We start from the raw sequence: 11,594 nt of genomic DNA, 5'->3' as shown, positions 1-11,594 counted from the left end.
TGCTTACGCCGGTAAGCGGACAGGCAACCGCCGGCGGCCGCCGACGACCTCGGTGATCAATTCGGTGTAGCCGTCGATCAATTCGGCCAGGCGGTGCCAGCGCTTACGGGCGTGGTGGTCGCGTGAACCGTCGGTTTCCACCGCTTGGTTGGCATCCACCCAGCCCCAGGCCATGCGGTCGATCACCGCCCCGAGGGTTTCGATATGGATCAGCCCGTCGTGACGCAGTGGTGCCCGCTCGTGCACCCAGTCGTCGATATCCTCGACCAGCTCCCGGCGGCGGTTGTCCACCTCGGCCACCAGTCGCGCATCGTTCATCGCCGCCCGGTGGGTATGTAGTACGGCCAGCGCATGAGCCGAACGCAGCAGGTCGTGATCGGCGAACTTCGTCCCCTGGAAACTGCACAGCAGCTGGGTAGCCGTCGGCAACCCGCCCCGCGAGGGCCCCACCTGCGTCCCCCGTCGAACGTCACCCGGCACCATCACACTCTGTTCAAACATGATCGGCTCTCGATTCGGTCGTCCCGCGCATCGGATAGGTTTTATTCAGTCGCTGACGATAGCCGATCTACATCACTAGACAGGGAGGAAACGCACTATTGCGTTCGCGTTTTTGAGTAAATAACCTCGGGCGGGCGCCAACCGGGCACCGCACCAGCAGCGGCCCGCCGTTGGTAGCCGGACCGGTTCATGATTTCGTACGGTCCGCGACACTGCGCACGGCCGCGCGCATCTGCGCGTCTGCCAGGTCCGTGTCTGTAGCGGGGTCGATCACCAGTAGCCGTATGCGCCGGCCACCCCGGCCGAATACGTACATCACCCGGCTGGACTGTCCCGGACGCGGTCCGGTGATTTCGACCCCGTCGGGAGGGTCGATGCCCCGCTGCGCCGCGCTGAGCGAGTTCCAGTCGAACGCGATCCCGGTGGTCGCCCCGAGCCGCGGCGTGAGTGCGGCGATCAGGTCGTGCAGTTCGGTGGTCAGGTTGTCGGTTCTGGGCCACCACGCGCCGTCGACGCTCTCGGCGGGTTCCTCGAGGTCGCCGAGCAGCAGTCGCGGTGTGCGAGTGGGCGCGGCGAATGGTTGCTCGCCCCGGGGGGTGGGCTGGGATCGGTCCGGATCACGGCCGCCCGCGCGACCGCCGCTCACGTTGTATGGGTGCTGAGTCATATCGGGCTCCTGGCTCCAGCGGAGGAAGTCGCGCGCCGGGGTGGCTGGGCATCGTGTCCACCTTCGTCGTCCCAGCGACGCAATGCGGCCGCATTCTCGATGCGCTCGAGGCCGCGCCGGTCGGCGGCTGCTATCAATTCATCGGCGGTGAGTTCGTTTCCGGGTCGAGAAGCGGCGGCCAGCAGCGCTCGCGCGGTGGCTGCGTCTGTGTGCGCGGGGACGACCAGCAGCACGAGACGGGTGCGGTCCGAACCCAGGAAACAGAGAGTGTGGGCCGGTAGGTGCCGGTAACCGTCCAACCGAACCGAACGCCCGCCCACCGTCGAACGCTTCGGCGCCGGTCGCCATGCATCCAGGTCGTACATGATGCGATCGACTGCGCCCATGCCCCCGGACAGCGGCGCCTCGACCCGCGCCAGTTCGGTGAGCAGGTCGTCGGTGTGGGGCCACCAAGCGCCGTCTACCGCCCCGGGACGGGGCGCTCTCGGTGTCGGTAACCGCCGCGATGCGGGCGGCGGGCCGCTGCGGAGGGAAATACGTGCGGAGCCGCCCGGCAGGGCCTGCTCGTGTGATTGCGTCATCATGACGCTCCTGACTGAGACCGCGCCGCGGCCCCTGTTGGTTCGCCGGATTCGACGAGACGATGATTGTCTCAGACAAAGCGACCCGGCTCTTTCATCCTACCTTGCTATCCCACCTGATCAGCGGCTCCGCCGGCGCCAGGCCCGGAGCCACTCGTCGATATCGGGTCCGGCCGCGCCATCACGGATCGAACGGTGCTGTGCCGCACCCGCTGGGGCGCCGGCGACCGGCGTGATGAGCCGAAGCCTCAGCGTGGCGCCGATGCCGATCACATCGACAGTGCGGGCCGGCATCCGCCGGTATCCGTCGAGTCGGGTCCACAGTCCGCCGCTGACCATTGCCCGTGGTGCGGCGACCCACTCGTCGCGGTGATAACTCACGCGCCGGACCGGACCGAATCCGGGCCGCAGCACCGGTAACAGAACCTCGAGTTCCGCGACGAGGTCACGGCTGTGCGGCCACCAGACCCCCTTGGCATTTCCGATGCCCGCGGTATCCAATTCGAGCCGCACCGGCCGGGCAGACCAGTCCTGCCGGCAGGATTCGATCGCGCTCGATCGTGACGTCATGGTGGATACTCCTGTCTGCCTACCGAGGTTCCCCCGCCAGGCGCCGGGCCTGCTGTTGCGTGGAAATCAGTGCCAGCGTCGCCTCCGCGCCCTGGTTCTCGTTGCGACCGATGGCTTCCAGTCCGTCGGAACAACCGAAGCTGTCCGGGTCGAGCAGCGGAACACCGATATCGTTGCTGCCGCGGAACCACGCCTCACACAGCATGACCGCGTCCTTCCAGTGCCGGTCGCCGGTCGCGTCGTAGGCGCGGGCACAGGCATCGGCCAGGCACGCGACCTCGACAGGCTGTTGATCGAAGCCCGGCCGGGGCTCACCGATCGTCCAGCCGTCGACCGGAGTCACCGAGAGATGATCACCGGCCGTCTCGGTCGCGAGCAGCCAGCGCAACATCGCCAAGCCGTCGGCCAGGACGCGCTCCTTGCCGGGTAGCGAGCCGACGGCGAGCAACGCCTCGGCCAGCACCGCATTGGCGTACTGCAGCCGCGGCTCGGGCCACCGCCAATCGGTCCGGCGGGTCGGTGGACCGATCAGCGCCGCGGTGTCGCCCAAGAAGTCACGAGCACAGCGGTTCCCCGGACGCACCCGGAGGACCTCGGCCGCGCCCAGGGCGGCGAATGCCATCGCGCGCGAGGACCGGGGTCGCTGCCGGGCAGCGACCGTGAAACGCGCCAGCGCCGTCTCCGCCAGGTCGGGCCGGTGCGCGACAGCGGCACCGAGTGCCCACAGCGCGCGGCCCCAATGATCGTCGAGGCTCGGTTCGTCCTGCCAGTTGCTGTCCGGCCCGCGACGGTTGTGACACCGCCCGTCCGGGGTGAGCGCGTCTGTCAGGAAGTCGAAATAGACCGTGGTGAGGTCGAGCAGCTGCCGGGATGGCTCGGGTTCGCGCACGGCGACGACCAGCCCACGAGCGACGTCGTCGACGCAGTAACCACCGTCGAGACGGGGCTCGGCGAGCCGCGCGTGCTCGAAGATGCCCTGGTCGTCACTGAGCCGGAGCAGGTGCTCGTAGGAGATGGTGATCGTGCTCATGGGCATGAACTCACCTCGCACTCCGCTGCGGGGGACCGGCCGCGGTGGGACGCCGGTGTGCCGATCGACGTTCCGTTGATTCGAATCTGCACATATCTGCCTTTCTTCGTCAGGTGGTGTCGACCGCGCCGCTACCGAGCTCGTCAGGGCTGCAATGCCATACGGCGCTGTCGAGGTCGCCGGTCTCCACGGTGCGGATGGCCGGCCGTCGCCGGGCCACGAATCGGCCTGGCCGACATCGCGCGGAGCGTCGAGCGCAGCCCTCGCCTCCCAGCCGATGCCGAGGGGGTACTGCCGGAGACGTCGCCGCTACCCGGCTCGTTGCGTCCGTGGAATTTTCGCTCCGACGCTGTTTCGGGTGCATCATCGCTGGTCGCGATCAGCAGGCTGTCCGGTAGCGCGAGTTTGTGAATGGTACGCAAGGTCAGCAGATACTGGCGCAGCAGTGGCCCGGTGGTGTACGGAAGGTCGTACTTCTCGCACAGCGCCCGCACCCGGTGGCTTATCTCGGCGTAGCGGTTGCTGGGCAGATCGGGGAACAAATGGTGTTCGATCTGGTAGCACAGGTTCCCGCTCAGGAACGCCAGCGTAGGGCCGGCGTCGAAATTGGCGGTGCCCAGCATCTGCCGCAGATACCACTCGGGTTTCGACTCTTCCTCGACCACGGTCGAGGCGAATTTCTCCGCGCCGTCCGGGAAATGGCCGCAGAATATGACGACATACGCCCACAGGTTGCGTGCGGTGTTGGCGGCCGCATTCGCGGCGAGGGTGCGCCGCCAGCGTCGCCGGCTCAGTGCCGGAAAGAGCAGATAGTCCTTGCCGACCTGCCGGCCGATCTTCTGGGCGAACGCCTTGGTCTGCACCGCCTTTTCCGCAGGCGTGGCCGCGCGGTCGCGTTCGGAGTACAGGTCGTGCAGGGCGATGCCCCATTCGAATGTGGCCGCGAGCAACAGATTCTGCAGTGGCTGCAACAGCAGCCGCGGCTGCCATCGCTGGTCGCGGGTCACTCGCATCACGCCGAAGCCGATATCGTCGTCCATCCCGAGCACGTTCGTGTACACGTGATGCCGGAAGTTGTGGGCGTAGCGCCATTGCGCCGACAGCCCCGCCATATCCCACTCCCAGGTGCGCGAATGGATCTCGGGATCATTCATCCAGTCCCATTGGCCATGACCGATGTTGTGCCCGAGTTCCATGTTCTCGATGCTCTTGGCGACCGCCAGGCCGCCGGCTCCGAGCAGCCAGCCGGCCTTACCCCTGTTCAGGGCGATGAGGAGGCGTGAGGCCACATCCAAGCCCCGCTGAAAAGCGATGGTACGGCGGATGTACGCCGCATCCCGTGCGCCCCGTTGTGCCACGATATCGCGCCGTATCGCATCGAGTTCGTTGCCGAGCGCTTCGACATCGGCGGGACTCAGGTGCGCGTAGACACCGACTTCGGTAATTGCCATTGTCAGAACCTCGAGTTTGCCGGGTACTGTGCCACGGCCGAACCAATGCCGATGCCTGCGCGTATGCGCTGCTCGCATTGCATCGGTCAGCGTCGGAACGCGTTTCCTACCGCGTTCCTGGCTCGGTCTATAAATCCACGGGCCGTTGGGGCGATCCGCGGCTCGCCAGCTCGATCGCCGCTGCCCGTTTTGTCGAACAGCCTGGTCAGGCTCACTTTCATGGTTTGAACGCGGCGTGTGATCTTGTTTTCTTCGGCCATCGGAATGGTCCCGTCTCCGGATGCGCTGTCTGGCCGCGGTCGCCCGGATCGGCCGACCGGTCGACGCATATATCCGGTTGAGTCAACAGCCTAGACGGAGATACGTCGTATGTCTACAGTGTAGATATACGACGTATCGAGCAATAGGTGAACAGGCGGTGTACGCAACGAACGACACGAGAGCCGGTCTGTTCGCCGGCCGGCAACAATCGGACGGCCGACCCGGCAACCAGCGCACCCATCCGTTGACCCGCGCGGCGATGTTGGCGGCCGCGCTCGAGATCATCGACCACGACAGTGTGGAGCAGCTGTCGATGCGCCGGCTGGGCAAACGACTCGGCCGCGACCCGATGGCTCTCTACCGGCACGCCGCCGATAAATCCGCGCTCCTGGACGGCATCGCAGAGTTCGTGCTGGAGCAGCTGAGGGTCGACCCTGCCGACCCCGACTGGCGCCACCAGCTCCGCGCCGTCGCCCGGGACTTCCGCCGGCTCGCCGTAGCACACCCACATGTGGTGCCGCTGCTGGCCACTCACTCACTCGGCACACCGCTCGGCCGGCGGCCACCGGGCACCCTGCGGCCGGTGGAGCGAATTCTGGAATTGCTGACCCGTGCCGACTTCAGCGGTAGCGACGCGCTGTTCATCTACCGCGCGCTGTTCGGCTTCCTGTACGGACACGCCCTGCACGAGATACAGGAAAGCGTCGACCGCCCCGAAGAGGCCGCAGACCTTCTCCGGCTCGGGTTGTACCGGTTGCCCATCGGCGAGTTCCCACTGCTGCGCGGGCTGGCCACCCACCTGTCCACCTACGACGGCAGCACCGAACTCGAACGCGGTCTCGATGTCCTGATCAGCGGTCTCACCGCTACCGTAACCCCGGACCCACCACCACCGCAGCACCCAGGCGGGCCCAGTGGATGACGTCATCGAGGGGCGGGCGCATCCTCGGGTCCGGGCAAAGTGGCCACACCGGACCCGGGCAACGGCACCTGATCCGGTCCGGGCAGTGTCGCCGCCAGCCCGGCCAGCAAGATATCCAGTCCACGCTCGAGTTCCACCGCGCCGTCGTAGGACGCCAGCACCGGCGCCAGCGCGCGCACCAGCGGAAATTCCCCGATCGGCAACCGGTACAACCCGAGCCGCAGGAGATCGTCGGTTTCCTCCGGGCGTTCCACGATCTCCTGTAACTCGTTGAGCACATGCCCGTACAAGAACCCGAAGAGCGCCCGATAGATATGCAACGCATCGACCTCGGTGTACCCGACCCGCGTGAGCAGCGCGAGCATATCTTCCAGCGGTCGCACCACGACCGGCGGCCGGAGACCGAGCGGCGTGGCCAGCGGCCGGGTCACCAGTAGCGGCACCACCCGCGGATGCGCCAACGCCACTCGCCTGAACTCCCGAGCCACGCGGCGCAGTTCAGCGGCCCAATCCGAGGCCTCGGCGTCGACCGACAATTCCCCGAACACCACCTCGGCGACACCGTCGAGGACAGCGGCCTTGTTCGGTACATGCCGGTAGATCACCATCGGATCGCGGCCCACCGCTTCGGCCAGACGCCGCATCGACAGAGCATCGACCCCGTCGCGGTCGACGATCTCGACCGCCGCAGTCAGTACCGCCGCCCGAGTGACCGGGCTGCCGCGGCGGCCGATCCCGGCCTTCCTGCGGTTGTTCGGCGGTTCAGCCACCACGGCCCCTTCCTGCATGCGCCTGACGCAACGTAGACCTACAACGTTGACACACCCGTGTGTGCCGTGTCCAGGAGAGGAAACGGTGATCGACCAGCAGGCCCCGGCCATCCGGCCACACCGCCCGATTCGACCGGCGCCGGTGCCCACGATCGGCTGGACATGGCCGCCCAGATGGCGCGCAGAGCGCGAACCAGCGGCTGACGTCGAGCGCCGTAAGCCCGGGTTGCGGGAGTCCGGAGTGGGTATGAGTCCTGATCTTGTGCGGTTCGCTGGCAGAGCGCCATCGAAAAAGCGAGCACTCGTGATGAGCGCTCGCCTCTGTGGTGGAGCTAAGGGGAATCGAACCCCTGACCTTCTCGATGCGAACGAGACGCGCTACCAACTGCGCTATAGCCCCGTGCGGCCTGCCGACCGCGCTGTGCCACTCTAGCAAACCCGGTAAGAATACACCGAATCGGGGCGTTGACCTGGGGTTATACTGACACACCGTAGCGGGACGGTGCCGTCCGGCGGGTTCACGCTCCGGCGGCCCGCCGGATATCCCCGCCGCTGGCGCGGTGACGTACCGTCCGGGCGGTGGTGGCGTCGTAGGCGTCCAGGTGCTCGAAGGCCGGGTCTTCGTCATCCGGCTCGAGCAGTTGAGCGCGGCGGCGCAGCGCTCGGGCGGTATCGCGGTCCATACCGGGGCGGGCCGCGGAATGGCCGTCCCGCTCCTCGTCCTCAGCCCGGAACTCCTCCGATTCGTGGCCGCGGTCGGCCAGCCGGGCGCTTCGGCGCCGCCGGATCTCCTGTTCGATACGCACCTGTTTGCGCAGGTAGCCGAGGTAGGTGACCAGCGACAGCACAGCACCACCACAGCCCCACCAGAAGATCGGGCCGAGGGCCGCGGCGAGGCCTCCGCAGAGTATCGCGGCGAGAATCAGCGCGACCACGGCGCGCTGCCGGAAGGTGTAACGGGTAGCGCGGGCGATGGCGTCGGCTTCGGGGTCGTAGCCACCGCGGCCACGCCGGGAGGGAACGAAATCCGCCGCGTCGTCCGGGTCGGCGAGCATGTGCCGGGCGCCCGCCCGGATCGGCGGGATCCGTGCGGGCGCGGCGTCCTCGAACGACGATGCGAACTCGATATCGTCCGTGTCCTCCCCGGACGAGTCGGCCTCTTCGCCGGCGCCGGAATACAGGTGGGCGGATTCGGATGCGATATCGCCGTCGTCCAACCGACCCGCCCGATCCTCGTCGCCCCGGTGCAGGTGTTCGTCCTCGGCCTCGGTAACTGTCTCCTCGGCTGTTGTGGTCATGCGATCCTCCGCATCGTTGCCGTGGTGACGCTTTCGGTATGACCGGCCGGACCGCTTCTTACGAGCATGGCCACTTCCTTTGCGCCGTTTGGAATCTCCACGGTGCAATACCCGCGTGGCCAGGGCGGTATCGGTGGTCCGCCGGATTCGCGGATGCCGATCGGCGAGGATGGGAAACAGGACGAAGACCCACAGCACGACCAAGCCGATCCACAGGATCGAGTTCGGCATCGTCGTCAGCACCTCCGTCCCGCATGGTCGTCGTCGCAGCTCAGGCCAGACCTTGTGCGACCCGACGCCGGTTCTTTCCCGCGGGCACGTCTCGCAGATCGTGGTACGAGCTTCGGTGCCGGTGACGCAAGACGCACCACCGACGTCCGTAGGTTAATTCCGAGTAGGGGTACAGCACGGCAGGCGCGCCGTGCACTTCCGCCACATGAGTCACATTTCCACCATCGCCGGTGGCGAACAGGCCGATCCCCGGCCCGGTTTCAGTGCAGCGTCAACCGCCCTTCCCGGGCCAATCGGTCGACGACCCTGCCGGACAACTCTTCCGCCGTCATGGCGACCAGCAGATGATCGCGCCATGCCCCGTCCACATCGAGATACCTACGCAGCAAACCTTCTTCGCGGAAGCCGACATTGCGCAACACCGCCTGGCTGGCCAGATTCTCCGGCCGGACAGTCGCTTCGACCCGATGCAATCCGACCGGCCCGAAGCAGTGGTCGAGCCCGAGCGCCAACGCCGCGGTCGCTACCCCCTGCCCGCCGAGGTCCCGGGTGACCCAATAGCCGATCCACGCCGAACGCAAGGCCCCCCGCACGATATTGCCGACCGTGAGCTGACCGCTGAACGCGCCGTCCACCTCGATCACCAGCGGCACCATCACACCGCGCCGGGCCTCGGCCTTCAGGCTCGACCACAGCGGCGGCCAATTGGAAGCGTGATTACGGGCATCCCAGGCGCCGCGGCCGGTCGGCTCCCAGGGCTCCAGATGATCCTGATCGCGCAACCGGATCCGGCTCCACGCCGCCGCGTCGCGCAACCGTACCGGCCGCAACGTGACCTCCCCGGCCGCCACCCGCACCGGGCCCAGGTGCGCGGGCCACCCCGGATGCTGCGTAGCCCGGAATACGTTCATGGACTCCACTTCTAGCCGCGCTGCGCCAGGAACGCGACCCGAACCTTGTCACCGGTGCGAATTTCGGTGTCGTCGGGCTCGACCACGATCAGGCTGTTGGCCTCCGACATGGCGGCCAGCAGATGCGACGAAGCGTTCGCGCTGTTCCCCAGCGGTTGCACCAGGTATTCGCCGGTGGCCTCGTCGCGCATCAACTGGGCTCGCAGATATCCCTTACGGCCGGCCATCGACTGGATCGGGGTGATCGTGCGCGCCCGCACGATCCGGCGCATCGGCTGCCGCCGGCCCAGCGCGATCCGGATCAGCGGTCGCACCATCACCTCGAAAACCACCAGGGCGCCCACCGGATTCGACGGCAGCAGGAAGGTCGGTACCTCGTCGCGGCCGAGCCGGCCGAACCCCTGTACCGAGCCCGGATGCATGGCGACCCGGGCGATCTCGAGTTCACCGAGCCCTTCCAGGGCCTCACACACCTGATCGGACGCCCAGCCGCCGACCGCGCCCGCGATCACCACGACCTCCGCCCGCACGAGTTGCCCCTCGACCACATCGCGTAACCGCCGCGGATCGGCGTCGACGATCCCGACCCGGTTCACGTCGGCACCGGCATCCCGCGCGGCGGCCGCCAGCGCATAGGAGTTCACGTCGTAGACCTGCCCCGGGCCGGGGATGCGATCGACATCGACCAGTTCCTCGCCGATGGAGATCACCGACAGCCGCGGCCGCGGATGCACCAGCACCTTGTCCTGTCCTACCGCGGCCAGCAACCCTACCTGCGCGGGCCCGATGATCGTGCCGGCCCGCACCGCCACATCCCCCGGCTGTACATCGTCGCCCGCGCGCCGCACGTAATCGCCGGACCGCACCGGCTCGAACACCTTCAGCCGTCCCCGGCCGCCGTCGGTGAAGTCCAGCGGCAGCACGGCGTCGGCGAGCGTGGGCAGCGGCGCGCCCGTTGCCACCCGCACGGTCTGGCGGGGCTGCAGCCGGATCGGCTGGCGGGAGCCGGCGAGTACCTCGCCGACCACGGGCAGGGTCAGGTCGACCAGCTCACCGTCCTCGTCGCGGATATCCGCGCCCGCGGACGCCACATCCACACTGCGCACGGCGTATCCGTCGATCGCGGCCTGGTCGAAACCGGGCAGCGGTCGCTCGGTCACCACATCCTCGGCACACAACAGGCCCTGGGCCTCGGAGATGGCGACCCGCACCGGGCGCGGCGCGACGGCCGCGGCCGTCACCTTGATCTGCTGATCCTCGACAGAGCGCATCCAGCCCTTCCCGATGTCCTCGCCGGCGCAGGCGAACTCATTCGTCCACGGTGAGCTGTGGGTCCCAGTCCGGACTCAGCCGCTGCTGGAGCCACTCGCGCAGCGCGGGACCGTATTCATCCCGTTCCAACGCGAAATCCACCGCAGCACGAAGATAGCCGCCCGGGTTACCCAGATCGTGGCGCGACCCACGATGGACAACCACATGCACCGGGTGTCCCTCGTCGATCAGCAGCGAAATCGCGTCGGTGAGTTGCAGTTCCCCGCCCGCGCCGGGACCGATCCGGCGCAGCGCGTCGAAGATCGCGCGATCGAGCAGATAGCGGCCCGCCGCGGTGTAGGTCGACGGCGCATCCTCCAGACTCGGCTTCTCGACCATGCCCTTGACCCGCAGCACATTCGGATTGACGGCGTCGGGCACCGGGGCCACATCGAAAACGCCGTAAGCGCTCACCTGTTCCTTGGGAACGTCGATGGCGCACAGCACGGAACCACCGCGCTTGCGCCGGACCCGGTTCATCACATCCAGCACTCCGCACGGCAGGACCAGATCATCCGGCAGCAGGACCGCGATGGTCTCCTCGTCGGGGTCGAGCACCGCCTCGGCCTGCGCCACCGCGTGACCGAGTCCCAGCGGCTCCTCCTGGACGACCGAGGTGACATCGAGCAAACCCGGCGCCTTGCGGACCTTCTCCAGCAGCTGGAACTTCCCACGCTCGGCGAGCGTGCTCTCCAGTACCAGGTCCTGGACGAAATGCGCGACGACCCCGTCCTTACCGGGAGAGGTCACGATCACCAGCCGTTCGGCGCCGGATCCGGCCGCCTCGCTCGCCACGAGCTCGATACCGGGGGTATCGACCACGGGCAGCAGTTCCTTGGGGACCGTCTTGGTGGCGGGCAGGAACCTGGTCCCCAGCCCGGCCGCAGGTACGACGGCCGTCCGGAATTCCGGTCCCGGCGGGCGGACGCCCCCGCTATCCTGTTTTGCGGCCTCTGCTGTCATATACACACCCTAGGCTGTGTTCATTTGCGTCGCCTCCGGCGACGCGGGGTTTGGGCCCCCCGGGGCCCGGGGGGTTACCCCCGCGCAAACCCGGGCCGCCCCCGGAATAGCACGGCGGGGCCCCCGG

The 11,594-nt window shown here is 67.7% G+C and carries 12 protein-coding genes and 1 tRNA gene; 1 reads left to right on the top strand and 12 read right to left on the bottom strand.

Translation table 11 applies throughout. The features are described from left to right. Positions 1-3 precede the first annotated feature (3 nt). The 6 genes from QH276_RS02625 to QH276_RS02600 all read right to left on the bottom strand — a co-directional run bounded on the left by QH276_RS02625 (position 4) and on the right by QH276_RS02600 (position 4,800). On the bottom strand, positions 4-501 hold the full coding sequence (locus QH276_RS02625) for a DUF4254 domain-containing protein (protein WP_280401693.1): 498 nt from the start codon (positions 499-501) through the stop codon (positions 4-6). 187 nt (positions 502-688) lie between these two features. Further along, on the bottom strand, positions 689-1,168 hold the full coding sequence (locus QH276_RS02620; protein ID WP_280401694.1) for a DUF5994 family protein: 480 nt from the start codon (positions 1,166-1,168) through the stop codon (positions 689-691). Continuing rightward, positions 1,165-1,752 (bottom strand): DUF5994 family protein, encoded by a 588-nt coding sequence (locus QH276_RS02615; protein ID WP_280401695.1) that lies wholly within the window; start codon positions 1,750-1,752, stop codon positions 1,165-1,167. Before QH276_RS02615 ends, QH276_RS02620 begins: the two co-directional genes overlap by 4 nt. A 117-nt stretch (positions 1,753-1,869) precedes the next feature. Then, on the bottom strand, positions 1,870-2,319 hold the full coding sequence (locus tag QH276_RS02610; protein ID WP_280401696.1) for a DUF5994 family protein: 450 nt from the start codon (positions 2,317-2,319) through the stop codon (positions 1,870-1,872). Between the two features lie 19 nt (positions 2,320-2,338). Then, positions 2,339-3,349: a glycosyltransferase gene (locus QH276_RS02605; protein WP_280401697.1), complete on the bottom strand. Its 1,011-nt coding sequence runs from the start codon at positions 3,347-3,349 to the stop codon at positions 2,339-2,341. A gap of 143 nt (positions 3,350-3,492) precedes the next feature. Beyond that, entirely contained in the window at positions 3,493-4,800 is a 1,308-nt protein-coding gene (locus QH276_RS02600) for a fatty acid desaturase family protein (protein ID WP_280401698.1), read from the bottom strand. 520 nt (positions 4,801-5,320) lie between these two features. On the opposite strand from QH276_RS02600, the gene QH276_RS02595 reads away from it, so the two are divergent. Next, positions 5,321-5,983 carry a TetR/AcrR family transcriptional regulator C-terminal domain-containing protein gene (locus QH276_RS02595; RefSeq protein WP_280401705.1) on the top strand — a complete coding sequence of 221 codons (663 nt, stop codon included), beginning with the start codon at positions 5,321-5,323 and terminating at the stop codon, positions 5,981-5,983. Between the two features lie 2 nt (positions 5,984-5,985). On the opposite strand, the gene QH276_RS02590 is transcribed toward QH276_RS02595, so the two are convergent. The 6 genes from QH276_RS02590 to QH276_RS02565 all read right to left on the bottom strand — a co-directional run bounded on the left by QH276_RS02590 (position 5,986) and on the right by QH276_RS02565 (position 11,467). Then, positions 5,986-6,753, bottom strand: coding sequence for a TetR/AcrR family transcriptional regulator C-terminal domain-containing protein (locus QH276_RS02590; RefSeq protein WP_280401699.1), 768 nt, complete (start codon positions 6,751-6,753; stop codon positions 5,986-5,988). Positions 6,754-7,077: 324 nt separating this feature from the next. Then, a tRNA-Ala gene (locus tag QH276_RS02585) sits at positions 7,078-7,153 on the bottom strand. A gap of 118 nt (positions 7,154-7,271) precedes the next feature. Next, positions 7,272-8,282, bottom strand: coding sequence for a divisome protein SepX/GlpR (gene sepX, locus QH276_RS02580; protein ID WP_280401700.1), 1,011 nt, complete (start codon positions 8,280-8,282; stop codon positions 7,272-7,274). A 260-nt stretch (positions 8,283-8,542) separates the two neighbouring features. Continuing rightward, complete coding sequence (locus QH276_RS02575) at positions 8,543-9,193, bottom strand: GNAT family N-acetyltransferase (protein ID WP_280401701.1); 651 nt, start codon at positions 9,191-9,193, stop codon at positions 8,543-8,545. Between the two features lie 11 nt (positions 9,194-9,204). Further along, positions 9,205-10,464 (bottom strand): molybdotransferase-like divisome protein Glp, encoded by a 1,260-nt coding sequence (gene glp / locus QH276_RS02570; RefSeq protein ID WP_280401702.1) that lies wholly within the window; start codon positions 10,462-10,464, stop codon positions 9,205-9,207. Between the two features lie 37 nt (positions 10,465-10,501). Then, the gene (locus QH276_RS02565) at positions 10,502-11,467 is read right to left on the bottom strand and encodes a UTP--glucose-1-phosphate uridylyltransferase (protein WP_280401703.1); all 966 of its coding nucleotides are present in this window, start codon (positions 11,465-11,467) and stop codon (positions 10,502-10,504) included. Between the last annotated feature and the right edge of the window lie 127 nt (positions 11,468-11,594).

Source organism: Nocardia carnea (genome assembly GCF_029869215.1).
In the GTDB taxonomy this organism is placed as follows: domain Bacteria; phylum Actinomycetota; class Actinomycetes; order Mycobacteriales; family Mycobacteriaceae; genus Nocardia; species Nocardia carnea_B.
This window is presented reverse-complemented; position numbering and strand designations above follow the sequence as displayed.

Coding starts and splice junctions, on each gene's coding strand:
- QH276_RS02625 (WP_280401693.1), bottom strand. CDS start 501: ATGTTTGAACAGAGTGTGATGGTGCCGGGTGACGTTCGACGGGGGACG.
- QH276_RS02620 (WP_280401694.1), bottom strand. CDS start 1,168: ATGACTCAGCACCCATACAACGTGAGCGGCGGTCGCGCGGGCGGCCGT.
- QH276_RS02615 (WP_280401695.1), bottom strand. CDS start 1,752: ATGATGACGCAATCACACGAGCAGGCCCTGCCGGGCGGCTCCGCACGT.
- QH276_RS02610 (WP_280401696.1), bottom strand. CDS start 2,319: ATGACGTCACGATCGAGCGCGATCGAATCCTGCCGGCAGGACTGGTCT.
- QH276_RS02605 (WP_280401697.1), bottom strand. CDS start 3,349: ATGAGCACGATCACCATCTCCTACGAGCACCTGCTCCGGCTCAGTGAC.
- QH276_RS02600 (WP_280401698.1), bottom strand. CDS start 4,800: ATGGCAATTACCGAAGTCGGTGTCTACGCGCACCTGAGTCCCGCCGAT.
- QH276_RS02595 (WP_280401705.1), top strand. CDS start 5,321: ATGTTGGCGGCCGCGCTCGAGATCATCGACCACGACAGTGTGGAGCAG.
- sepX (WP_280401700.1), bottom strand. CDS start 8,282: ATGCCGAACTCGATCCTGTGGATCGGCTTGGTCGTGCTGTGGGTCTTC.
- QH276_RS02575 (WP_280401701.1), bottom strand. CDS start 9,193: ATGAACGTATTCCGGGCTACGCAGCATCCGGGGTGGCCCGCGCACCTG.
- glp (WP_280401702.1), bottom strand. CDS start 10,464: ATGCGCTCTGTCGAGGATCAGCAGATCAAGGTGACGGCCGCGGCCGTC.
- QH276_RS02565 (WP_280401703.1), bottom strand. CDS start 11,467: ATGACAGCAGAGGCCGCAAAACAGGATAGCGGGGGCGTCCGCCCGCCG.